Source organism: Pseudomonas sp. NMI760_13, assembly GCF_021283245.1.
In the GTDB taxonomy this organism is placed as follows: domain Bacteria; phylum Pseudomonadota; class Gammaproteobacteria; order Pseudomonadales; family Pseudomonadaceae; genus Aquipseudomonas; species Aquipseudomonas peradeniyensis.
The window spans coordinates 54,674-77,413 of sequence record NZ_JAJSRC010000003.1 but is presented as its reverse complement, the minus strand read 5'-3'; the positions used below and the strand labels follow the sequence as shown (position 1 = coordinate 77,413).

Below are 22,740 nucleotides of genomic sequence, written 5' to 3'. Positions count from 1 at the left end.
GACTTCACTGGATTATCAGCAACAGACCGGCGAACATTCGTCGGTCTTGCCATTGATGGCACGTAATCCCGAGGACCCCTATGAGTAATCTATCCCCCTTGCGAGTCATGCTTGTCGATGACTCCCGAACTATCCGAAAAACGGGCGAAGTCATGCTCGCTAAGGCAGGATGCGAGGTGCTTTGCGTTGTCGACGGGTTCGAATGTCTCGGCCGAGCTCTGGACTTTAAACCAGACCTCATTTTCATCGACGTCCTCATGCCGCGGCTCAACGGTTACCAGACCTGCCAACTGATTCGTAGCCGGGACAGTTTCAAGTCAGTTCCTGTGGTGATGCTTTCGTCGAAGGATGGCCTGTTTGACATCGCCTTGGGCAAAAAACACGGCGCAACAGACTACATCACCAAACCGTTTACCCAGGACGATCTACTCTCCGCGGTAAGGAAACACTGCCCGCAATTTGAACCTGAGGTTTGACACCACTCAGCTGGTGGCACCCCCTAACGCATTCAAGAATGGCTCCATTGTTCATCAATAAGGAGCCAAAACAGAATGTCGAGCAACTCGCGTTTATATCCCTACCACCCGATCTCGGGTGATCGTCTGGCCGGCACTTTTGAAGTGATCCCAGCTTGGGTTCCCCGTGAAATCCACAAGACAGGCGACACCATTACTCTTGAGGACGGTAGCGAAACCCTAGTGAACTGGAATGGCCAAGAGCTCCTGCAGATCAACAACCAGTTGGTCCTGGTGACTGAAGGTGGAGATACCTGCCTGAAGAGTGAGGCCATCTGGAGTGAGCAGGACACACAGCACATCGAGGTCTCCCTGCCTGGCCCGGCGTCCTCCTACCCCACTAACAACACGCTCATGCATGCATACGTGGATCTTCATGTTGCGGCATCGTGTGCACTCCATAATCTGCAGCAAGGTGACATCGAGGGCGCTTTGAAACAGCTGCAAGGGCAGTTGAACGCGATACTCGACGTGGACCGGCTAACTCCATAGTCACAGTGACCCCGCTTCGGCGGGGTTCGTATTTTCAGGCTGCACCTTGAAACAAGACTCACCCTGGTTATACCTCTGCTCATGCCGGACAGGTTGGCCCGGCGAAAGCCCAAATCAGTAATGTCGGTTTAGCGAAGGAGCTACCACATGATCACCGAGTCTTTCCTCCGCGTTGCATTCATGGCCATGACCCTGTTTGTCGTGGCCTGCGCTCTCACCACCACGCTCATGTTCGGTGAGGGCACCACCCTCAATCCGATCGCATGGTTCTGCATCGGCAGTCTTTGGATGGCGTTCACCCTTTTCGCGCTCCTGGTCGCCTGGGCCACTCATCTCCACCGCGCCCACCGTAAAGGCCACCCGGCTCCGGATCTGGCCCCAGCGGTGTAATTCCCCTCCATCTCCGGCTGAGTGCACCAGGGCCCTCCTGGGGATACTCAGCCGGGAGTCTCCATTCCAAGCCGAGCTTCTGGCACCTCACTGAACGAAGGATCATCACTCCCATGCAACGGGAGCCCGCATGAGCCTGAATCAGACCCACAACTACCTTTGTCAGCAAGGTAGCTCCAATAAGTTCTACACCTTGATGCTCAATTCCACCTCGGGTGGTTGGGTGGTCCTCTCGCATTATGGCCGTACTGGGACAGCCGGAACTCAACGGGTTGTGAAGTCCCAGAGCTCCTACTTCGCGGCTCTTGAGGCATTCGAGGCAGCTTGCAAAAAAAGGCTTGCACGCGGTTACGTGCTCGTGGGTACCGCTACGGACGCCCCAGCAGAAAAAATGCAACTCAAGTCCGAGATGACTGCTGAGGATCAAGCAGCAAGGCAACAACGACTTGACCAGCTCAAGGCCTTGCCAGTTCGGGCCGTTGAAATCGATCCAATGCGTCTTTGGTTGTAGTTGGGCTTCGCATCTGCGCGCCCCACTGCTTTCGCTACTACCGCAGCATTTCGGCTGATAGCCTTGGCGTATCGTGAATGAGAGATACACCATGACCAACAGAGGCTCGACCCTCAATGAGCGCATCGATCAGCATCTGAATGCGCTACGCAACACCCCTCACGGCCACACCTCAGGCCGCTTCCTATCATTCGTGGATGTTCCCGGCGACAGTGAAGGCAATGTGGAAGGTCCTGATCACATCCTCCGCATCCTGATGAATGACGTCGGGAACACCGTCGGTGAAGACTTCCTCAGTAATGTCGACTCGGTCCCTTTGGAGCAGTTTTGCCTCATGTCCGTAATTCGTAATGAGGGCACCGGCGGGATGCTGCGCTCCTTGCTCGACAGCTTCATGTCCGCATATGCCAATCCCGCTACCTCTGATGAGGCAATCGCCATCCTGAAGCGCCTCGAAGAGCTCAAAACTGTGCCAGTTCCAGCCTCCAACTAACAGGTTCTGGCACACCTCTTAGGACCACATCCTGCTCCTACAACTCGGGAGCGGGACACTCAAGCTGGCTCCTATGGATCTCAGCCCCGCGAGTCAATCAACTGCAGACAAGCATGAAGCCATGAACGAAATCTTCGAGTGGGTGGGTACGATTTGCGGAATCACCGGGGCGGCGTTGATCGCTAGTAACGTTCGCTTATCCCCTTGGGGATGGTGGTTGTTTTTGATCTCAAGCCTGGCCTTGTGCAGCTACGGCCTAATCGTAGGCGCTTACGGGATTCTCCTACTCAACCTTTGCTTCGTCTTGACGAACCTGCTTGGCATTGTGCGTGTCTGGCTGCCGTATATGCGTTCGCGTGGTCGGATCACAACCGTCCACTCCGAAATCCACCTCTGATCGAATGACACTCCCTGGGCGGCGTACCAAGAATTCGTAGATTTTTGAGGCACGCCGCTTCTGCCACTCGAAACCTGCACTTCCAATGGAGCCATCTTCAGAGGAGTGCACCAGCATGAAAAACACACGCTCTATTGTCCGGGCCCCACAGATGGCCCTGGATTTCAGCTTTCAGCTACCTACTCACGTTTCCATCAACAGCAGATCTCCAGCGCTGGTTCGCGCTGAAGAGGACGACCAGGTCCAAGCGCCAAGTAAACGCAGCGCCGGCGCAGAACTTGGTGACATGGTGGTTGACGACCGCGTGCTCTCCCAGGGGATCACGACCTGGCGAAGTCTGATCGATTTCGCAATCCGTACCGGACACACTGAACTCTATGAAAGCGAGGATGGACGACAAGGTCTCCGTCGGCCGGGTTTCCGCTATGCCCCAATTTCCCGGCTGCCGGAACGCGCCCCGGAGTATGTGAAAGACGTACTCACGGGTCGGCTCGCATCCTACTTGGAGCAGAAGAAGCTGCATCTGACATCGGCAAGGGTTGCCGCGGACGATACCTTCAAGGCCCAGGTGGTGTTGGATGGCTCAACCTTCCAGATCTCGATCTTCGAAGGACGAAAGCTTGATTCGACCTGGTCGTTCAAGCTTATGGATCTGCCGAGAACACCAGGACTGAAGGCCGACGATGAGGAAGCACAGCAGGCATTCGTCGCCAAAAGGATCAAGCGCATCCAGCGAGAGGGCCGTATCGCTGGCGGAGACGCTCGACTGATCAGCAAAGCAGTCATTCGAGCTGTGGAGTCGATCCTCAAGAACTTCGAGGTATCGAAATGACCACATCCACTGTCAATCACCAGGTGATCCAGCATCTCTTGGGGAGTGGTCACCCAGATCTGAAGTATGGCGGAGTAACCGCCGGTCTGGTCGCGATCGCGGCCGAGGAGGTTGCAGGTCAACTCCTTGATTTCGGATTCCGTCTCCATTCGGCTTTTCAAGATGGGTTGGCTGTAGTCCAGAACTACTACGAGCCACGTTCCGGCGCTTACATTCCAGACGTTGGGCTCTCAATCGGAATATTTGAATGCAAGGGATCTCCAACCCTGAAGGTGATGCTCAGGGTAGCCCCACCCTCTGCTGATATGCCTCCCGGGCCGGATGGTCTATTCGATCCAGCAATACGAGTACGGCGGGTTTGGTTCATGCCGCTGAATGATGCTGCAAGACCTTCAGACCTGGTTGAGTACCTACGCAAGTTCCCTGGCCAGAGCTTGAGGGCTGCAGCATGAGCACTCCGAGTCGCCCGTTAGTAACGCCTATAGACCTGGCTGCACTCCGTGAGGCGTTTCGGCTGAGCCAGCAACAGGTAGCCGAGATTCTGGGGGTTCATCGAACCACCGTAATCGACTGGGAGAAAGGGAACCAACCCAACTGGCTACACCTGGCCTGCCTGGGGATTCCTACAACCCTGGTGCTTCGCAGCGCAGTGTCGGCGCTCACTGCCGAGGACCTCATTTCAGCCCGCGGTTACTTGAACCTCGAGCAGGCCGAGCTGGCATGTCACCTAGGTGTTCACGTCCGAACGGTCCGAACCTGGGAGAGCAAAACTCCTCCCACCTGGTTACCGATTGCGCTCATCGGCCTTTCGCTGCAGTTACAGGCCCCCTTCTGGCACGCCCGCATCGCGACAAAATGAGCACAACCCAAAGGCACTCCGCCAGCGGTACAGCGAATAGGAATTCAAGAGCATGATCACCCTCAGCACCCCAAATGGCCCAACCGTTCAATACGCCAGCACCGATATTGCAGTGGCCATGATGGACTTCGCGCGGACACACATGACTGGCTACCTGGTCCAGGCGATCGAAGACCCAGAGGCCAAGTTCGGCATGCGCTTCGAAGCAATCCAAATCAACAACGAACTTACCTCCACCTCCACCACCATCACCGTGCACTGAAGGACACCGAGATGACACTGGCAAAAACCACCAGTTCGACGTTTACGGTTGACGTCCTGGGGGACCAAAAGGTGCCTGGTGACCTGATTCACCATGCCTTGATGCAATTTCTGGCTGACTTTTCCATCAAGGTCAACGAAGTCAGTACCCGGGAACTGGGTGTCGCTGAGACCTTGCTCAGCTGCGCTGAGCACGGCAGTGATCCGTCCTTCTTTGGTCTGCAGGTCGATGCCGACCGGCTGGACGAGACGATCCATACCCAGCTCGAGCGGTCGGTAACTAGCTCCCTCAATGAGGGGGTGTTGAGCCAGATCAGTTGGGTGCTGACCCATCGGGGCCCCGACGCTGCGCTGGACATTCTCGGTGAGCTCGAGATGGCCACGAATCATGCAGTAAGCAGTTTCGGCAAAGCGATGATTCGCGAGGTCTCTCTTTGGGTAATGCTCGAGGACAATCGACCTCTGTCGTTGATCTGGAGCCAGGCCACCATTGATGAGTATCAGAAAGCTCAGTTGGCGACACGAAATGATGATGTCGACATCGATAGCCTTTTGACTGATGTGATCCTGGGCCTGGTCGGTCAGACCGGAGCCACTATCTGCAACCGTACGGTATTCGAGCGGGTGCAGTGGCTGTCACAGGCCATCGGCCCGCAAGCCGCAAATGGTGTACTCGCTGACTTGACCCTTCTTACCTGACCGGGAGTTCACATGGCTCGCATCACTTTCATGACTGATCGAGTGATCAATGGAAAGAAAAGCTACCACGTGACAAAGGATGGCCCGTGTGTAGCCACCATCTACTACGTCGACAAGGCTGCTCTCAAGGAAAATGGCGGCGGGCTTAACCGACCTCATTGGGTCCTGAAGCATTTATCAGGAAGAGTCGATCGGCACCCCTCCCTTGCAGAAGCGAAACTCGACGCGGCCAAAATTTAGCCTGTCGATGGCTACGTGGCGGCACTGATGAGAATTCCAGCCACGTTGGTTGAGTTGAACTGATCAGTGCCATCGTTACTCTGGCTGCCTCCCCTGATAATGAGGCAACCCCATGTGGTTTAAGCATCTGCTTGCGTACTCCCTTACCCAGGACCTGCAACTCACCGCGGAGGTTCTCGAACAGGCATTGAAAGGCAAGCCTGCTCGCCCCTGTGAGAATCAGGAACTCACTACCTACGGCTTTACCGCCCCTCTGGGAAAAGGGCCTGATGCGCCGCTCGTGCACGCGAGTCAGGGCTTTTTCCTGGTAGCGGCGAAGAAGGAAGAACGCATCCTTCCCGGCAGCGTGGTAAACGATGCGGTCAAAGAGAAGGTCGAGGAAATCGAGACTGCGCAGTGCCGGAAGGTCTACAAGAAGGAACGTGATCAGCTGAAGGACGACATCATCCAGGCTTTCTTGCCACGCGCGTTTGTGCGCCGCTCCACCACGTTCGCGGCAATTGCTCCAAGTCTGGGGCTGATCCTGGTTGATACCTCCAGCGCAAAAAAGGCGGAGGACCTCCTTTCCACACTCCGCGAGGTCCTCGGGTCCCTCCCGGTGCGCCCGGTCAGCGTCAAGGTCGCCCCAAGCGCTACCCTCACTGACTGGGTTAAAACTCAGAAGGCAGCCGGTGACTTCCATGTCCTGAGTGACTGCGAGCTTCGAGATACCCATGAAGACGGTGGCTCGGTCAAATGCAAAGCTCAGGATTTGACCAGCGAGGAAATCCAACTTCACCTGTCCGCGGGAAAGTTGGTCACCCAGCTGGCGCTGGCCTGGTCGGATAAGCTGTCTTTCATCCTTGACGACAAGATGGCTATCAAGCGTCTCCGGTTTGAAGATCTCCTGCAGGATCAAGCAGAACAAGACGGCGGCGAGGATGCCTTAGCCCAATTTGATGCCAGCTTCACCTTGATGATGCTGACTTTCGCCGAGTTCCTACCAGCACTCTTCGAGGCACTAGGCGGTATCGAGGTTCCGCAAGGCGTCTAACCTAGAATGCCCATCGATCGATGGGCATTTTTCCAGGAGCACTGAATGTTCAGCCCCAAGCAGTTCGCAATGAACCATCTCGGTACCGACGAGCTACCTGACACCCTAGCGATGGAGCAGGTACTGGACCTTCTGCTAGCTGCCCATACCGCAGCAGGTGATCAGCGTTCTGACCTCGACGAGTCTCGCATCAGGGATCTGCGTAAGGCACTGGCTGACATCGAAAGCGCTACCAAGGACCCGGTCTCTGCTCTAGTGGCAAAGCGGGCCCTTACCAACGATGAGGATTAAGAGTCCATGACTCAAGACGTCACCAGAAACCTGTGCGCTCGGCCTGCGCTTGAGATCATTTCCAAAGGTCGCACGGAAATCATCGCCTGGAACCAGGTGGTTCAAGGACTGAAGGTCTTATTCAATTTCACCGGTATCGATGTCACCGAGTGGAAAGAGGCAGAACCGGACATGCTCGAACTGAGGCTTGAGCGTGGTAATCAATCCTCGATTATTTGGTTCAAACCTCTGGCAAGGGGTGTCACCGACATGCCGGTTTTTCCTGTGATGGTGGGTGCCAAATTCATGGCATGCAAACCGTCCGCCACGCCGCACGACGACTGTGAGATCACCTACTTCTACTTGCCTTGGGACTGCACGGCACAGGATCTGATCGATATCGCTTTCGGCGAGGTCACCTACCCGTGGATCGAGACAGTCCAGAACTTCTCAGCTGCCTACGCTATGTCAGCTCCCATCGAGCGCTTCCCTCGGTGTGCCCTCGTCATGCTGATGGATAGCAGCACGAAGGACGATCAGCGTGGCTCGGTCTACTTCAAGCTCTGGCATCAAACCGAAAACTCAGTAGAACTCCTGGAGCTGGAGCATACCAACAGTCCATTTTCAGCTGCTGAGCAAGCGAAGCAGCTTGGCTATTCCCCAACCGTCTACCGCTGCCACAGCGGTTGCATCGTCCCATTTCTACCCACCAGCGGATTCGATTTCCTATGAACATGCGCGCGGCCTTTGCCGCACTTTTGACTCTTAGTCCCATGGCAGCCGGCGCGGCGGATCTGCTTGAGTTCAAGAACCCGGTTTCTTCGGAACTGCGTGTAGAGGCTATTCTCTGCAAATCTCCGGAGTCGCTTTTCCTGCTTTACGAAGGGAGCACGCTTGCGATGAAGGGTGGCGGACAGAATGCGTTCCAGTCCTACTTCCAAGCCTCCGCCACGGCCCTGGAGAAAGCTGGCGAATGTGTTCTGGAAAAGGAACCACAGAAGGTCAAGGTGACGGCTATGGCCACACTGACCAACCCACTCAAAATGCCCGCCGGCGGCAAAGTCTACGGTCGGTTCAACATGAAGGGGCTTAACCGTGATGTGTATGCAATGTCGGAGGACCTGCCAGGGCTGACCGCCTACATCAACAAGGCGGTGAATACTGCCGACAAATAGCAACTTAAAATCGATGCGTACTTGATCATTTTGACGGGTCCGCACATTTACTGTCGCGCCTCCTATCCGCGCGGCTGCGAGGGGAAATTGAAAGTCTCTGCACTCCTTCATCGCTATAACGATAGCGTTGAGCGCCGTCAGTCACATGCACTTCAGCTCGACACCCAGATTCGACGGTTGGAATCATCCACCCGTCGTTCAGGTGGTCGGCTGGAAACCCGGCTAAGCCTTGCTCGTCATCGAAGGGACAACCTTGATCGAGAGCATCGTGCTGCAGCTGACTGGAAAACGACAGTCGCGGTACCGCTATTCAACATCCTGTCAAAGCAACTGGGTCGGTATTACCGCGGAACCATCCTTGCCGGGGACACAGCAGATTCGTTGCGAATCAGCTTTCGCCTGGCCCCTGATACTGATCAGATGGTTGGCCCCCGAGCACTCACAATCACGATGCAGCCGGAGGGTGCGCCGCTTAGGCTCTCGATCATTCGGGCCGTATGTGATGAGCATGGCCGGTGGCACGAGGAACACCTCTCCTCAGATACCCGTATCGCTGATTTGGCGTCTTGCATGATGGAAAAAGCCCGGCAGTGAGCCGGGCTTTTTTGTCGTATTTCTTCAATTTGGTGAGGGCTCAGATTCCACCCACTGCCTTACGGCTGGGATGCCATAGGCGTCTTGTTCGATCAAGTAGACGTTGGTAATCAGCTCACCCGGCTGCTCTACACACCCTTTTTCCGATGTGCATATCTTGGGGGCCTTCTTCACGTATGGCGTTTCCTGGCGGCACTCTATCGCTGACCACTTCGCCTTGCAGACGAACCCCTCTAATTTGAGGTCCTCGACCAGGTTACGTGTGGTTGAGCTCGGGCTCTGAATCCAACCCGCGGCGCACCCAGACACCAGAGCTGCCCAGATGATGAGAGAAGAACGCATCAGATTACCGAGCAACATTTTCTTCCTGGATACGCTGATAGATCTCTTCGCGATGGACTGGCACATCTTTCGGGGCATTGATCCCCAAGCGAATGTGACCTTGATTGTTAGCCACCACGGTTACAGTGATGTCATCACCGATGTTGATGGTCTCGCCGACGGTACGGGTCAGGATGAGCATAGGGCACCTTCTTTGGTGGTTGATCCATGACTCACCTTAACGACTGAATAGTCCTGGTACCAGCAAAGAGGGGGGGCGGATTTCAGGACTGCGTTTTGACTTGGAATCGTCCGCCCACTGGTTAATCTCGGCCAGTCATCATTTGCCGGATCAGCATGTGAAGCAGGTAATCCCCCACAAACGACTGATACTCATCGTGAGTTTCGCAGCCTCTATCGCGGCTACGATTGGTGCGATTCAGTACAGCCACACAACGCCAGGCGCGTTGCCGGTAACCACCTCCACAGAGTCGAGCGATGAGATCGTGAAGGCTTCAATTCAGGAGGATTTTCTGAAGGCCCCCGCCAAGTTCGACATCTCCACGGCGGCGAAAAGGCTGTCGGACGTCACCATCGAAGGGGGCTATCACATTTGCTCTCCTAAGGACGAGATAACGGCGGATCAGTACATCGACATCTCGCGCATGCTGGACACACAGCGCTCCCATGCTGTCGAGTTCAAAAAAGCGGTTGATCTCGCATTAAGTGCACCGGAAGGCGTATCAGATTGCACCTTCAGGGTGCTGACGCTGATCGATCGAGCAACGCCGTGAAGGGAAATGAAAAAGGGGCCTCAATTGGCCCCTCGGTCACTGGCAGCTTACTGTGCCCAGCCCTTGACAGTATCGGCGCCCCACTTCTCCTTCCACTCCTTCAGGGTTTTGTGGTTACCACCTTTGGTTTCAACCACTTCCCCGGTGTGAGGATTCTTGAAGCGCTTCAGCGTGCGAGCACGACGAGCACCTTTGCGATCGACTTTCTCTGGCGCTCGCCGGTCTGGATCAAGAATGGCGATGACGTCCTTCAAGCCTTTTCCGTAGGAGCCAAGGAGCTCATTCAGCTTGCCGTTGAACTCGGCCTCGGATTGGTATCCAGGGCTGTTGATGATCTCTTCTCGTTGCTTTTGAAGATCCTGGATCTGAGCTTCAATCGCTGCAACCTGCTGGACTTTCGAAACCATTTTGTACCCCTTCCTGTTGTAGTAAATGGCATGCCGCTATGGATGTAATCGAATCACAGAACGACTTGCTCACAGGCCTCGATTGTAATTCGCAATCCCTCTCGAGGAAAGAAACGGGAGTCGTAGCCCGTTTGAATAGCATCAGAAGCAAAGCTACTGGAAAAAGAATCCAGGAGCCTGCGGCATCATCAACCCTGCCCTTGTTCTCGGCATACCAGATCACTCTTGATGATAACGATCTGGGAAATCTGGTGAGCATTTACGATGCGCTTCCACGGTTCGCATGGTCTGGGAAGACTGTACGTTCAGTCGCCGAAATGACTATTGTTAAGGAAGGTACGATTAACGGGGAGCCGTTTCGTGTAATTCTTAAAGCCGTTCCAATGCAGAAACGGCTCAAGGTGGATGGCAAGCTATCTAAGCAAGTAGAAGATGTTGGTGTTTTCCCCGGCGCTCGTGAGGAGTTCGTTGAAGAGGCACTTCGCAAATTTTCAACTCAAGGCAATGCCAAATTTAACGAGGCTGAGTGCTCTGTTCAATTTACTCTTTATGAACTACAGAAAGAGCTTCAGTCGCAGAAGCATACTTATACGTACGCAGAGCTCCGGGAAGCCTTAGAAATCCTCAGCGAAGCTCCTCTTACTATCCAGACTCGGACGGCGGATGGCGAGGTGATTGACATTAAATCGACCTACCTTCCTTTCCTAGCTATTCGTAGTAGAAATAAAAGAAGCTCCGCATACGTGCAGCCCTCTCCGGATGACGACCCTGAGAGTTCAGTGCTTTGCAAAGCTGTTCTTCACCCGCTTATTTCAAGAAGCATCGCAAATGGTGATTACCGGCTTTATCAATACACAACATCCATGGGGCTTACGAATGGCATTGCTCGTGTCCTATACAGGATGCTTTCCTTCAAATGGCGAAACGCATCTCCAAGCCATCCGTATACTTTTTCACTGGTAGATTTCTTATCTAACACGGCCCGAGGACTTTCAAACCGCATGCCGGAAGACTTTCGCGCAATGAACATTGCGTTGGAGCAGTTAGTTAAAGAGAAGGCTATCCAGCGTTACGAACACACCAAAATTGCCAAATCAAAAGGGAAAGGAGCAAAAGACTATACCTACAAACTCTGGCCTACTAATGAGTTTGTTTCCACTATCATCAAAGGGCACCAAGCGGAAGCTCGTCGAGAAATCCAGTTGATGGCAAAGCGGGCGCGTTGACCTGTCGTCTGCCGGCAGCTCACCTGCCGGCACCTCCGCTGGACCTTCCACTACTCAGGTTTAGTCCACGTTTCTTCCCCTGGGAACGACCTTCTGGCACCAATTCTTCTCTTAGACAATCTGCCTATCGCTCAGGAGGTAAGTAGATGTCGGCCGCGCCATCCCCCGCACAAACAATTGCTAGTGCTCGTGAATGTGGGGCACTAGCACCTTTAAACCGCAAGAAGATTCGCGCTCAGTTTGGATTGGTGGACGAGGTCACTGCAGACCATGTCCGTAGGGCGACAGCCCTACTGATCGAGCGTATTCAGGACTACTACACAGTTGTCCAGTACACCGGACCAGGCTACGTATATGGCCGCGTGGACAGTGAATGGCCGTCCGCCCTCTACGCAACACCACAGTTCAATTCCATGGAAGGGGAATGGAGCCATAAGGAAATGTCTCCTACTCATCCGACTTGTACCTCAGAGCGGCTGTTCAATGAAGCGGGATGGCTTTGCCTCGACACTGCTTGTCGGGTTGCGGTGTATGAAATGTGCCTAGAGGTCCCTGAGGCCAAGATGGTCTTGGAGCAGGCCCGATATGCAATCCTGAGCATGTGCAATGATCGCGCATTATCAGAGACGGACTGGAGAAGCTCACGACGCAGGATCGGTACCCGAGGCATACGCAAATTGCTCGAGCGATTGGGCTCGGTACTTCACCTCGTCAACATTGGGATAGGGTCAGTCAGACCGGTTGTTATGGCTCCAGGTTCGACGCTTGCCGGTCTCAAACACATTACCGACTGGTCGATGGGTTCTGAGCCAGGTCGAATGACTGGCCACGTTAGTTGGTAGCCAAACCTTAGTGCATCCCTATTGAGGTTTGGAACATGATTCCTCCTTTCTCCCACTCCTGGTTTTGATCCACCATCACTTCCGGACTCATCGAGCACTGAGGTTTAGTCCACGATTGATGTTTGGTCAGCCTTACGGGCCAGCCCCGGGACACACTGAGGTTCACCCCACGATATTGGCCTGGACCCGCGCCAGGCCAACGTCGCACACGAAGGCTCCGTCCATGATTCTGGCCCCGGCCCGCAACCAGCCCCCGGCGTACACCGCGGCTTCGTCCACGATCTGGACCATGACCTGTATCTCGGCCGCCGCCAGCACCGAGGCTTCGCCCATGATCTGGATCTGGGCCCGCGGCCCGGCCAACGGTGCGCACGAAGCTTCCGTCCATGATTCAGGTCCCGGTCAGCCTCCGGCATACACTCAGCCTTCGTCCACGATTTGAGTCATGCCCTTTACCCCTTCCGCCGGCGGCGCCGAGGCTTACCCCACGGTCCAGTACCGGGTATGTAGCTCGATACCCTGCGCTAATGAAGGCTCCTACTACTCAGGTTTCGCCCACGATTCCCCTTCTTTCTCGGCAGCATCACGTATGCAGTAACCAACCGGATAAATTTCCCAGCGTGGGGGCCCACCGAAAGATACTGAGGTTTACTCCACGATCCCCACTGCTCCAGCGATCGATTCCTGATCCGCTCAACCGGGATAATCCGTCCTAACCGGTTTATCCAGTAGTCAGGTTCACTCCACGGTTGTACTGAGGTTTGCTCCACTCAGGGGTTTTATGGGGTACTTATCTACAGGGCTAGGGTCGATAAAGCCGCTCGGCTACTCAGGTTTCCTCCACGTTTCGGGATGGCATAGTCAGGTCTGCTCCACGATTCGATTCTATACAGTGAAGGTTTGGTCCACGATTCTCTTGAGGCCGACCAAGCATAGTGAGGATTGGCTCATGATTCTAGGCAGGTTTGCCTCACGATTCTTCGCTCAACCCCTTGTTTCTAAAGGGATTTACGAGTCTCTCCTATATTCTTCCTTTTTCCTTATATTTCCTTTGTCTTGAGGGTTCTGGCACAAGCAGCATCATGAGGGAATCCACCTACCAATTCAGGAGGTGAACCACATGCCCAACAACAGCCAGAACTCCCTCACCAGCCGGGCAAAGACCTGGCTTTCTGCTCCACGAACTCTCGAGGAAATCCAGGACGCTCATTTGAGGCTGGTCAAGAAAACCCAGAAGGATAAGTCGATCGACCCGCAGGACGGTCGAACAGCTCTCGAGGCACTGATTGAAGGGTACGTGGACGCTGGCGGTGAAATGTTCGATCTGTACCAAGCACCGGAAGAGCACCAGGGTGCCCAAACCGACAAAGCGGCCGTGACGACGGCCTCGGTGATAGATCTGTCCCCGCTTTGTCCTGACGTTCAACCAACTCCACCTTTGACCATGGAGGAGAAAGCCAAGGCAATTCAGAACATCCGAGCAATGCTTGCCCGGCCCAGCCAGGTGTCGCCCCAATGAACGCTCTAGGTCAAGCTCAGCAATGGCTGCAGAGTGAGATGCCATCGCCAGATGAAATCAGGCAATCCATCGACAACCTCTGTCATCAACTCGCAGGTTGCCAAAGTCTCGAAGGACAGAAGGACTTACATGCCGCGATACAATTGCTGATGAAGCAATTCGGGGAGAGTCCTCCAGAGGTGTCACTCCCTGACGTTCCCGCGCCTACAGCTCAGCTCGATATAGGAAATCTCATACCCAATGAAGATGGGGAGGAGGCTTCACTGACCCCTGAAGAACGTCGAGCTCGCTTCAACGCGCTCAAGGATGAGTTGGCAAGACCGTTTTAGGGTACGGCCTGCTTTCGCCCTTTGAGTGGCTCCGCCGGCAAAGCAGGCACCACCTCCGCATCGACGTAAATGTCTGCGTCGAAGAACGCGACGACTTCCTTTAGCTCAGGTGACCGAAGGAGATCCGCTAACCCAGGATGGTTACTCGTGATCGTCTTCCAAGCGTCCTTCCTACGGTTATCGGGTAGTCCTGTAAGGCGCACATACTTCTCTCCAGCTTGCACCGTGGGCACAGAAATCGTCGTGAGCCAGGCCATTTCTTGCGGAGTGCTCATGTCCCCTCCTCTACGGAAAACTCCGACTCTGACAGCCCGTCAGCCGCATTCAAGCCAATCAGCAAGCCTGGATTTCAAGCCCGCGTTTTGGCGTGAATCCATATGCTGGATCGTTAAAATCGTTCTGGTTTCGGAAACCAACAATCCAGGAGCGGGCAATTCCGCCCTGGCACTCGAAAAGGACCACTATGCGAATCATCACGCTCGTTCCTCTCGCTGCTCTGGCCGTAGCCTTGTCGGGTTGCGCTAACAAGGAGTTGCAAGAGACCTCCTACAGTTACGAATCGAAGGCTCACTCCGGGACTGTCCAGGTTGTCGAGCGTACTGATGGTCCTTCGGATCAGTGCCCCAAATTTTGGCGGGATGGGGAGCCGTATCAACCGACCGGGCTGAAGCAAATGACTGGCTTCCGGCTGAAAGTGAATCTCCATAGCGGCTCGGATTCGAGCCACGGTCAGGACCTGGACTTCGTTCTGCCTTCGAACAATGGGCATCAGGTAGTCATGAAAGACTTTCAGAAGGAGCGGTCTTGGCTGCTGGGTGTCGACACAAATGGGCTGGTGAAAACAGGCGAACTTTTCCATTACCCCGAAGGATTCTTCATCCGTGCTGCAAGCCCTCAGATCTCGGACAACACGATCAGCTTCTGCCTCGGGGTGGATCGGATGTACGTACCGCAGGCTGACCTGAACAGCAGCACCAATCCACTGATCCGGTTGGATCGCTTGAATATTCGGTTTGCCGGCGAGAGTGGTGAGGTCGTTCGGTATGACTTCGGGACAGTTGATCCGATTCGGGTGACTGTGTCTGCGGAGGCCCTATGACCCAACTCGCTGCGGCGACAAAGTCGGTTCTGCAATTTGAAGGTAAAGCACTGGCTTGCCCGTTCAGCAAACTGACTGCCAATGAGCTTCTGGAGTACATCCTGGGCTACTACGAGAGTTTGCACCCAAGCTTCATCCGCATCGAGTACCCGGTAGGCAAGGAGGAATTCCTCTACAACATCCTGAAGGATGGCTATGGGTTGGCACCAATTACCAGCTGGGGACCTGCCCAGGTGGAAGTATTGGTGGTCTCAGCCGAAGACCTGAAAGCAACCCCCAAAGACCAGCTGGACCATGACTCGTTCATGGAACAAGCGGCCTGGCGTCTCATCACCCGCACCTTTGCTGAAAAACTGTGAGGACCTCAGTGATCAAGCGACTTCTCCCCTTGCTTCTTGTAATTGCTGGCAGTGCCGAGGCAAGCCAAGCTCAAGTCTCTGTCATCGTGGGTACCAATGAGCCGGAGGTGTTCATTGTGCCGTTCGACGGCCAAGCTCACGAGCTGGACATCCGTGATTCTCATCGCTACCACGCTGCATTTGTCGACCCGGCGACGAAGCGCGAAATCTGCCGTGATGGTGAATACAAGACGGGACTGGTGCTGAAGCTGCGTTCGCTTCCGATCGAAGGAACTGAACAGCCGATCGAGGTGTTGGGGATGGTTTCCGCTCTCAGCGCCATCAATGACGGCGCAAAACTCAAGTGCGGGACCAATCAGGAGGTCAAGCTGACGAACACCGCCTTGTCTGACACTGTTCGGCTGCAGCCCAACAAGACCAAGCCAATGGTCATAGACGGCAAATGGACCGTCTTGCTCAAAATGCAGCGCTGACCTAAACGGGAGGGAATCGAGATGACTTGGAGCTATTTGCGTAGAGACTTCCTCCCTCCCCTGGCCATTTGCACTTTTTGTCGTCGGCCATTGCACAGTGAAAAGGGCATCGTCATCACCGATGAGGTCGGTACCGAAGCTTTCGCTGGCCCCAGCTGCGCTAAGAAGCATCTGGGGCAGCCGGAAGAGCGGCTGCTTGATGTATCGCGCCTGGCCCTACTGGTTGTGGCTGACGAACCAGCGCAGCACAACGAATCGGCCCCAACACCGGCAAGTCCAGCTCCAGAGATAGGGGCTGGAAGTTCACCAACCTCTAGCCCACAACGCCCTCCTCTCCCGCCCATAGACGAGGTAGTGCAATACGTTCGCCTCCGATGTGAAGCAATGAACGGCTTCAAGTTCGCTGTATCGAAGGTGTTGAAGCTGGCTCACGACGAGTACAAACAAAGCGGAGAGATCGAAGATGATCTCCGCAAGCAGATCGGCGGCGCTATGCGTAACGCGGCGGCCAACAAATCGGTCCTGAGCCCAATCAACGTCAAACGCTGCATTGGCCTCAACCACTGGCTTGTGGAGGCGGTTCAGCACACGAATAAGGATCGACGCGAGTTCCTGGAGCAGATGCAAACGCACCTCCACCGTTTCTGGATGCTCACTCCAAAGCAGATGGCCGCGATAAATCGTTGGGGCGAGCACATCCGGAAGCGAATAGACGATTTCCCGCTCCTCGATGAGGAAGCGTTCTCAGGCGTCACCCTTCCCGAGTTCATGCAACGGAATCCATCCAGCCGCCGATAAGTTCAACCCTCCATATCGGTTTGGAAGCGGGGACATCAAAGCCCAAGCCGCTAGGCCCTGCCCTGCGGAAAATAATTGCGGCCCGGTTCTGCCACACACCGATACCCCTGAAAGTTTGCCCATCGCAAACACACAGAGGCACTCACCATGACCGCCGTGATTCAGCACATCCCCACCCAAGACGCAGCCTCCGCAGAACAGGCCGATATGCAGCATGTAGCTGTTGCCCGCATTCGCCGCAACCCTACAGTCGATCCCCGTAAGGGCCGGAACACCGCTCTCTACTCTCAGATCAAAGAGAGCATCCGTCAGCATGGGGTACAGCAGCCGATCATCATCCGCCCGGTTGATGAGCCCGAGTTCGACTATGAGGTAGTCGCAGGCAACACCCGCTGGCAGGCTTCCGTCGATCTGGAACTCCTGACAATCCCAGCGATCATCCGTGACCTCACTGAGGCTCAAGCACGGATCATCGCGGCCATCGAGAACATGCAACGTGCGGATTTGACCCCGATTGAAGAAGCACAGCATGCCGTTGTTGTTCTGGCTGACTGTGGCAACGATCACGCGGAGGTGATGAAGCTGCTTGGCTGGTCCCGTACCCGCCTCGATAGTCGGATCATGCTTTCCCGCGCCTGCCCGGAAGTCCGCGATGCTCTGCTGCAAGGTCAAATTAAGATCGGCCACGCTGAATTGCTGTGCCGTCTGGTGGAAAGCGAGCAGGCGCCCATCCTGGCCAAGATCATCGATCAAAACCTGACGGTTAAAGACACCCAGGACCGTCTCTTTACGATTGCCCGCGATATCTCGTCCGCTCGCTTCGATACCAAGGACTGCGCGTCATGCCGCCACAACTCGGCTGCTTACGTGGACCTGTTCGATACCTCAGTAGCCGGTGCCAAATGCCAGAACGCCACCTGCTGGAATCAGAAAGCTAGCCAACTGATCGAGGTCAAACTCATCGAGGCCCGTGACGAGTTCGGGGTAGTGCATACCGACCTGACACTGCCAAAGGACGGCTATGTCCAACTGGAAGCGAAAGGGCCGAATGGCGTTGGTGATAGCCAGATCACGGCCTGCCTGTCCTGCTCCAACTATGGGGCCGTCGTGAGTACCACAGCGGGTCACGAAGGGACCGTTGCAGGAGGCTACTGCTTCGACCGTAACTGCAACAAGGACATGCGTGAAGCCTACAAGGCCGCACTCGCAGAAGCGGCTGGGCAGCAAAACACCCATGAGCCGGCTAACAATCGCTCGACTGAACCGCTGTCCAAAACTGCCTCGGCCACCACTCCGGCATCGAAACAAGCTGCGGGCAAGAGCAAGCCTGCACAACCGCAGGCGTTGAAAAAGTCCATTCGCCGTGAGGCATTCAACCTCTATGGCCAAATGGGTTCCAAGGCAGTTCAAGGCAATCGCAGACTCGCCTTGGCCATCGCCGTCGTCAGCATGTACCTGGAGATGCGCAGCAGCTTGCCTCACGAGCTGGCCAACCGGATCAAGAAGAAGCTGGGCATGCCTGAAGCCATGCTGGACAGCAGCCGCTGCAATGTGGAGGTAGAACTGGCCAAGCTGGAGGAATCAGAGCTGCTGGAGCTGCTGACCAATCTCGCCTCCTGCACCACCTTCCGTAACGATAGCGCCGACTCTTTCGAGAAGTCGCTGCCGGGTAGTCAGTCGATTGCCTACATCAAACATGAAGGCATGCAGCCGGTTGAACATTTCCAGATGAGCGAGAACTACCTCAAATCTCTGGTGAAAGCGGGAATTATCGCGGACTGCAAGCGCTCGGGATTCGAGGCGAAGTACAACGAGGTCCACGGCGACAAGGCTTTCGTCAAGCTCTCGACCGAGAAAACAGACACCCTGATCAAAGCGGTACTGGAATTCAAAGAATTCTCTTGGGCCGGGTATCTCCCCGAAGCATTTGAGATTTCTGTTCAGGCCGGTTCTGGCACACGTCGCTCGGCCTAACAATAACCTCATCGAAACAAAGGAGCCGCTCAAATGAACACCTTCTTCACCGCTATCAGCCAGGCGCTGACCGACAGCAACAAACGCATCAACATCGACGTCTCCGGCCTCGAAGGAGGCCGTGTGAAAGTGGTGCTGAGTGCAAACATCGGCCCCACCCCTGCAAAGGCTTCCGAAGCCGAGATCAAACTGCGCGCAGCCATCGCCAAGCCGATGATGCTGTCGGGCACCCCGGAAGAAGTGGAAACCGCGCTGTTCGAGCGTGTCCGCAGTCATGCGGAAGTAGTGAACCACGGCATGTCCGCCCTGGACGAAATCCGCAAGCTGAGCGAGGCGGCAGTGCAAGCATCGAAGCCTGCTCCTAGCGCACCCACCGCCGCGAAAGGGAACAGCGCTGCAGCAGAGGACGATAGCGACGATTCCGATCTGGAAAGTGGCTCTGAGCCGGCAACCAAGCCGTCCGCCTCCCCAGCTCCGTCCCAAGCGGCGGCTCCCGCCCCCTTCGCCAATCTCGCTGAACGATTCTGAGGAGCGACACGATGAGCATCGCAATCGTCACCCTGGACCGAGTGTTCCGTTATGCCGGGCGCGACTTGGACGATCCCGATCCGAGCATGGAGCCGAGCGACGTGCTGAAGCACTACAGCCGCCAGTTCCCACGACTGGTAGGCGCCAAGATTGTTGAACCTATCTCTGAGGGCGACCGCTATGTCTATGAATTCCGTGAAGCCAGCTTCGGAGACAAGGGTTAAGGACGCCCTCTCCACCCTCATGGCGTGGGCGGACGGAGATTCCTCCGCCCGCTCCGTCCCGACCAACCCCGACCACGATCTATCCAACGAACAGTTGAGGCGGCTATGGGCGCTCTTGAACTCTCCAGCTTCTCCCGGAACTATCAATTCCCAAGTTCCGCGCTGAGCCCTCTCGCTCTCCCGCAGGTCACCACGGCCATGCGGGAGGCCCATAGCCGCGCTTTTGGCGAATACAGCCACCTTGTAGATCGCAAGAGCCATGCTGCCTTCTGTCTTGATGCGCATGAAGGCGGCCTGATCAGTGACAAGGAGTTGGATTGGCTCAACGCCTATCCAAACGACTATGGCTTGCACCTGGTCACCAACGAGGTGATCGGGGCCATTGAATCCCGAATTGGGTTCTCAAAGGTCGGGCTGATTCCTGGAGTCAAGCGACGTACCAAGCTCATTGGAACCCCAGCGTACGAACTCCAACCCGCAGCGCAAACCACGCTGGCGTGCATCGAAGCAGGACTCTTCACTGCTGAGTCGGTAGAGGACTTGGTCGCCCTCGGCCCCAACTGTGCCTACCACCTCATACAGAAGGTCGAGCAAAGCCTTGTTGATCTGGCTACTGCCGATTGCCCGGATGTAAAGGATTGGCTCTACCTCGGCGTTCAGGGGGCGAAGTTCATCATCAGTGCCAAGTATTTCAACCGGTACGAGTTGACCTTGCCAGCAGAGGACTGCGAGGAATTCCGTGAGGTAGCAGTCTTCCTTTTCAAAGCACTGGACGCCATGTCCACGTACCTTGTTCATTTCCACACGCCATCCAGCTTCATGGGCGTTTACAGCTACGACAATCATGGGTTGGCGGACGCATATGGTGCGATCAAAGAACGCATTCAGAACTCCTCCCCTGAAGAATTGACCGCTTACCTGCTGGAGACACCAGAGGATCAATTCCCCTTTGAAGCATGGCCCATGGGGATCGAAGGTGACGACCGCGATGAAGACTACATCGAGGGGGTCGCGTATCAGTTGAAAGAATTGGACAACCTGACTCGACGCACCCATTTCACCTTGACGCATGAGCAGGACTCCAACCACCCAGTCGAAATTCAAGAGTTGATTGAACAGGTTCAGGATTCGATCAACGCAGGCAGCCCGTTCAAGCCTGTTCTGGAAGTGATCAAGGAAGCATTTGAGCTTTGCCATCGGTACGCAGTAGAGGGCAGTCGAGCAATCAGTGAGCACGACCTTCAGGGTTCAGCGGAGGAAGGGGTAGGTGTGTTCGAGACGCTGGTTGTGACGATTCATGGTGAGTACAGCTCGCTCGAAGATGAAGCCTGCAACGGATTCGATGACCGGGTGAGCGGTGTGGGCGATCTGCATTTGGCGCTTCCACTGGATGGAGAGCTTCTGGCACAGCAGACCGTGACGATACTGGACAAAACCAAGCAGTGCGTATCGCTGCTTAGCCGCCTCACCCAAGCTCTCTAAGGAACGAACATGCTCAGTGAAAAAGTCGAATGCCGCGCCATGCTCATCCATCGCCACGTCGAGACCCATCGACTGGATATCACCAGCCATGAGGTCCTGCCACTGGAGGGGGGGAAAACCTTCACCCTTGGTGCTGGCCGAGCCTTTTCGAGCCTGGACAAGGAGGTGCTGATCGACCTCCTTCGTGAAGAAGAACCCAGCATCGAGTTCCTGCCTGAGAACCTGCTGGTGCGGGGCCGCAACAAATTGGTGTGGTACACCGCTCCCCAGGTGCTGGAAATCCCGTTCCGTGGCGAGATTATCAAAGCACCAATCCCCGGCCTCATTTACTTGGCTGGCGGCGTGCTGCGCTGCTATGCCTACAAAGGCAAGAGCCGTCCGACGCCGGAAACTGAACTGCACTTCGCTCCGCTGGGCAACACCTATAACAACGGTACATTCTGCTCAGGTAACGTCAATCTGCCGCGAGAAATCCTGATCGAGAACATCCCCATCTGGCAGCGTTTTGTCTTGGAGAGCACGAATACCCACGGCGGAGGGGTTATCCCCCTAAAGGGTATCAAGGACTTCAAAGAGTTGGTGCAGTTCTACCGCGACCTTTCAGCCAAGCAAGCGAAGAAGTTCCCTGACCGTTGCCTCAAGCTCTCGGAAGTCAAAGGTAAGCCTCTGACCCTAAAAGCAGCAATCAATGGGGAGGGTTGAGTCATGGGGGCCGTTCAGAATTTGATCCCGGAAACCATCAGCTTCAAGACTCCAGACTCATGGCTGTCGAGCGCGCCACGAATTGTCGTCATCGGGGCTGGTGGGAACGGCAGCGAAGTAGTGGATTGCCTCGCCCAGTTCCATCACGCCATGATTTCGCTCGGGCACAAGCATGGCCTGCATGTCACCATCATCGACGACTCCGTTGTACGCGAACCGAATCTTGTACGTCAGCGTTTCTGGCCTTGCGACCTCGGCCAGTACAAAGCAATCAGTCTGGCCAATCGATACAACCTGATGCTGGGGATGAAATGGGAGGGACTCCCCTATCGCTTCCCCTCTCGCGCAACTGATGACGCTATCGGCAATGCTGATCTCATCATTTCAGCAGTAGACCTACCCTCGGCCCGTGTGGCCATCGGCGCCTGCGAAGCGGTCAAACATAACTGCATGTGGCTCGACCTCGGGAATGGACACCGTCATGGTCAGGTGGTTTTCGGTGGTATCAACAAAGTCATGCGCGACCGATTCCCGAATGTCCTCGACGCCTACCCGGAAATTCCATCGTTGGAAGATGACCACACCAAATCTTGCTCAGCAGCCGAGTCCATTCGTACTCAGGACTGCCTTGTGAACCGTGCGGTGACCACGGCAGGGATGGGCATCGTGTGGGAGTTACTGCGTACTGGTGAAACGTCCAAGCATTGGCTTGTGCTGAACTTGGGCACAGGAGAGCAGATGAGTTACCCCTTCCCTCCTCCTGCGCCAAAACAGACGAAGGCAACAGGCAAGAAAGGGAAGGTATCGAAACTCAGAAAAGTGTGAGCTGGTTGTGGGAGACATACATGGCCTCCAGCGCAGCCTGTGGTGATACGTTGGCAGGCTGATCCGGGAGCGCGGCA

The 22,740-nt window shown here is 55.4% G+C and carries 33 protein-coding genes; 29 read left to right on the top strand and 4 right to left on the bottom strand.

What is annotated here, in order from left to right; translation table 11 throughout:
• Positions 1-80: 80 nt before the first annotated feature.
• The 15 genes from LU671_RS03835 (at position 81) to LU671_RS03770 (ending at position 8,167) form a co-directional block, all read left to right on the top strand.
• A complete protein-coding gene (locus LU671_RS03835; RefSeq protein ID WP_010792705.1) occupies positions 81-476 on the top strand; it encodes a response regulator in 396 nt (131 codons plus the stop codon).
• 75 nt (positions 477-551) lie between these two features.
• Positions 552-1,007 (top strand): hypothetical protein, encoded by a 456-nt coding sequence (locus LU671_RS03830; protein ID WP_010792704.1) that lies wholly within the window; start codon positions 552-554, stop codon positions 1,005-1,007.
• Positions 1,008-1,154: 147 nt separating this feature from the next.
• Positions 1,155-1,397: a hypothetical protein gene (locus LU671_RS03825; RefSeq protein WP_010792703.1), complete on the top strand. Its 243-nt coding sequence runs from the start codon at positions 1,155-1,157 to the stop codon at positions 1,395-1,397.
• Between the two features lie 130 nt (positions 1,398-1,527).
• Entirely contained in the window at positions 1,528-1,908 is a 381-nt protein-coding gene (locus tag LU671_RS03820; RefSeq protein WP_019438002.1) for a WGR domain-containing protein, read from the top strand.
• A 91-nt stretch (positions 1,909-1,999) separates the two neighbouring features.
• Positions 2,000-2,401, top strand: coding sequence for a hypothetical protein (locus LU671_RS03815; protein WP_010792702.1), 402 nt, complete (start codon positions 2,000-2,002; stop codon positions 2,399-2,401).
• A gap of 512 nt (positions 2,402-2,913) precedes the next feature.
• On the top strand, positions 2,914-3,630 hold the full coding sequence (locus LU671_RS03810) for a hypothetical protein (RefSeq protein WP_010792700.1): 717 nt from the start codon (positions 2,914-2,916) through the stop codon (positions 3,628-3,630).
• The gene (locus LU671_RS03805) at positions 3,627-4,082 is read left to right on the top strand and encodes a hypothetical protein (protein WP_019437999.1); all 456 of its coding nucleotides are present in this window, start codon (positions 3,627-3,629) and stop codon (positions 4,080-4,082) included. Before LU671_RS03810 ends, LU671_RS03805 begins: the two co-directional genes overlap by 4 nt.
• Entirely contained in the window at positions 4,079-4,489 is a 411-nt protein-coding gene (locus LU671_RS29640) for a helix-turn-helix transcriptional regulator (protein WP_010792699.1), read from the top strand. The genes LU671_RS03805 and LU671_RS29640 overlap by 4 nt, the downstream gene beginning before the upstream one ends.
• Positions 4,490-4,541: 52 nt before the next feature.
• Positions 4,542-4,751, top strand: coding sequence for a hypothetical protein (locus tag LU671_RS03800; protein WP_010792698.1), 210 nt, complete (start codon positions 4,542-4,544; stop codon positions 4,749-4,751).
• Between the two features lie 11 nt (positions 4,752-4,762).
• The gene (locus LU671_RS03795) at positions 4,763-5,449 is read left to right on the top strand and encodes a hypothetical protein (RefSeq protein ID WP_010792697.1); all 687 of its coding nucleotides are present in this window, start codon (positions 4,763-4,765) and stop codon (positions 5,447-5,449) included.
• A gap of 12 nt (positions 5,450-5,461) precedes the next feature.
• The gene (locus LU671_RS03790) at positions 5,462-5,689 is read left to right on the top strand and encodes a hypothetical protein (RefSeq protein ID WP_010792696.1); all 228 of its coding nucleotides are present in this window, start codon (positions 5,462-5,464) and stop codon (positions 5,687-5,689) included.
• Between the two features lie 112 nt (positions 5,690-5,801).
• Complete coding sequence (gene rdgC / locus LU671_RS03785) at positions 5,802-6,722, top strand: recombination-associated protein RdgC (RefSeq protein ID WP_010792695.1); 921 nt, start codon at positions 5,802-5,804, stop codon at positions 6,720-6,722.
• Positions 6,723-6,767: 45 nt separating this feature from the next.
• The gene (locus LU671_RS03780; RefSeq protein ID WP_010792694.1) at positions 6,768-7,013 is read left to right on the top strand and encodes a hypothetical protein; all 246 of its coding nucleotides are present in this window, start codon (positions 6,768-6,770) and stop codon (positions 7,011-7,013) included.
• 6 nt (positions 7,014-7,019) lie between these two features.
• The gene (locus tag LU671_RS03775) at positions 7,020-7,724 is read left to right on the top strand and encodes a hypothetical protein (protein WP_010792693.1); all 705 of its coding nucleotides are present in this window, start codon (positions 7,020-7,022) and stop codon (positions 7,722-7,724) included.
• Positions 7,721-8,167 (top strand): hypothetical protein, encoded by a 447-nt coding sequence (locus LU671_RS03770; RefSeq protein WP_010792692.1) that lies wholly within the window; start codon positions 7,721-7,723, stop codon positions 8,165-8,167. Before LU671_RS03775 ends, LU671_RS03770 begins: the two co-directional genes overlap by 4 nt.
• Before the next feature lie 940 nt (positions 8,168-9,107).
• Here the strand turns inward: LU671_RS03770 and csrA are convergent.
• Positions 9,108-9,284: a carbon storage regulator CsrA gene (csrA, locus tag LU671_RS03765; RefSeq protein ID WP_010792690.1), complete on the bottom strand. Its 177-nt coding sequence runs from the start codon at positions 9,282-9,284 to the stop codon at positions 9,108-9,110.
• 100 nt (positions 9,285-9,384) lie between these two features.
• Between csrA and LU671_RS03760 the strand changes: the two genes are divergently transcribed.
• Positions 9,385-9,876, top strand: a complete 492-nt coding sequence (locus LU671_RS03760; protein WP_170831737.1) for a hypothetical protein — start codon at positions 9,385-9,387, stop codon at positions 9,874-9,876.
• 47 nt (positions 9,877-9,923) lie between these two features.
• Here the strand turns inward: LU671_RS03760 and LU671_RS03755 are convergent, their stop codons facing one another.
• Positions 9,924-10,283, bottom strand: a complete 360-nt coding sequence (locus tag LU671_RS03755) for a histone-like nucleoid-structuring protein, MvaT/MvaU family (RefSeq protein ID WP_010792626.1) — start codon at positions 10,281-10,283, stop codon at positions 9,924-9,926.
• A 38-nt stretch (positions 10,284-10,321) separates the two neighbouring features.
• Here LU671_RS03755 and LU671_RS03750 point away from each other — a divergent pair, with 38 nt between their 5' ends.
• Positions 10,322-11,509: a hypothetical protein gene (locus LU671_RS03750; protein ID WP_010792625.1), complete on the top strand. Its 1,188-nt coding sequence runs from the start codon at positions 10,322-10,324 to the stop codon at positions 11,507-11,509.
• Positions 11,510-12,513: 1,004 nt separating this feature from the next.
• Here LU671_RS03750 and LU671_RS03745 read toward each other — a convergent pair.
• On the bottom strand, positions 12,514-12,684 hold the full coding sequence (locus tag LU671_RS03745; RefSeq protein ID WP_153274580.1) for a hypothetical protein: 171 nt from the start codon (positions 12,682-12,684) through the stop codon (positions 12,514-12,516).
• Positions 12,685-13,471: 787 nt separating this feature from the next.
• On the opposite strand from LU671_RS03745, the gene LU671_RS03740 reads away from it, so the two are divergent.
• A complete protein-coding gene (locus LU671_RS03740) occupies positions 13,472-13,870 on the top strand; it encodes a hypothetical protein (protein ID WP_019484869.1) in 399 nt (132 codons plus the stop codon).
• Entirely contained in the window at positions 13,867-14,199 is a 333-nt protein-coding gene (locus tag LU671_RS03735; protein WP_021018441.1) for a hypothetical protein, read from the top strand. Before LU671_RS03740 ends, LU671_RS03735 begins: the two co-directional genes overlap by 4 nt.
• On the opposite strand, the gene LU671_RS03730 is transcribed toward LU671_RS03735, so the two are convergent.
• On the bottom strand, positions 14,196-14,474 hold the full coding sequence (locus LU671_RS03730; protein ID WP_010792621.1) for a hypothetical protein: 279 nt from the start codon (positions 14,472-14,474) through the stop codon (positions 14,196-14,198). The two genes, LU671_RS03735 and LU671_RS03730, sit on opposite strands and share 4 nt — an antisense overlap.
• A 188-nt stretch (positions 14,475-14,662) precedes the next feature.
• Here LU671_RS03730 and LU671_RS03725 point away from each other — a divergent pair, with 188 nt between their 5' ends.
• From LU671_RS03725 to LU671_RS03680, 10 genes are all read left to right on the top strand, one after another.
• Positions 14,663-15,298, top strand: a complete 636-nt coding sequence (locus tag LU671_RS03725) for a hypothetical protein (protein ID WP_010792620.1) — start codon at positions 14,663-14,665, stop codon at positions 15,296-15,298.
• Entirely contained in the window at positions 15,295-15,657 is a 363-nt protein-coding gene (locus tag LU671_RS03720; protein WP_010792619.1) for a hypothetical protein, read from the top strand. Before LU671_RS03725 ends, LU671_RS03720 begins: the two co-directional genes overlap by 4 nt.
• 8 nt (positions 15,658-15,665) lie before the next feature.
• Positions 15,666-16,130: a hypothetical protein gene (locus LU671_RS03715; RefSeq protein ID WP_010792618.1), complete on the top strand. Its 465-nt coding sequence runs from the start codon at positions 15,666-15,668 to the stop codon at positions 16,128-16,130.
• A 384-nt stretch (positions 16,131-16,514) separates the two neighbouring features.
• Positions 16,515-16,928, top strand: coding sequence for a hypothetical protein (locus LU671_RS03710; RefSeq protein WP_038405153.1), 414 nt, complete (start codon positions 16,515-16,517; stop codon positions 16,926-16,928).
• Between the two features lie 147 nt (positions 16,929-17,075).
• On the top strand, positions 17,076-18,902 hold the full coding sequence (locus LU671_RS03705) for a PRTRC system ParB family protein (protein ID WP_044060642.1): 1,827 nt from the start codon (positions 17,076-17,078) through the stop codon (positions 18,900-18,902).
• Positions 18,903-18,935: 33 nt separating this feature from the next.
• Entirely contained in the window at positions 18,936-19,430 is a 495-nt protein-coding gene (locus LU671_RS03700; RefSeq protein WP_010792615.1) for a PRTRC system protein E, read from the top strand.
• A gap of 11 nt (positions 19,431-19,441) precedes the next feature.
• Positions 19,442-19,654, top strand: a complete 213-nt coding sequence (locus tag LU671_RS03695; RefSeq protein WP_010792614.1) for a PRTRC system protein C — start codon at positions 19,442-19,444, stop codon at positions 19,652-19,654.
• Positions 19,655-19,759: 105 nt separating this feature from the next.
• Positions 19,760-21,136 (top strand): hypothetical protein, encoded by a 1,377-nt coding sequence (locus LU671_RS03690; RefSeq protein WP_010792613.1) that lies wholly within the window; start codon positions 19,760-19,762, stop codon positions 21,134-21,136.
• Between the two features lie 9 nt (positions 21,137-21,145).
• Entirely contained in the window at positions 21,146-21,838 is a 693-nt protein-coding gene (locus LU671_RS03685; protein ID WP_010792612.1) for a PRTRC system protein B, read from the top strand.
• A gap of 3 nt (positions 21,839-21,841) precedes the next feature.
• Complete coding sequence (locus LU671_RS03680) at positions 21,842-22,663, top strand: PRTRC system ThiF family protein (RefSeq protein WP_010792611.1); 822 nt, start codon at positions 21,842-21,844, stop codon at positions 22,661-22,663.
• Positions 22,664-22,740 lie beyond the last annotated feature (77 nt).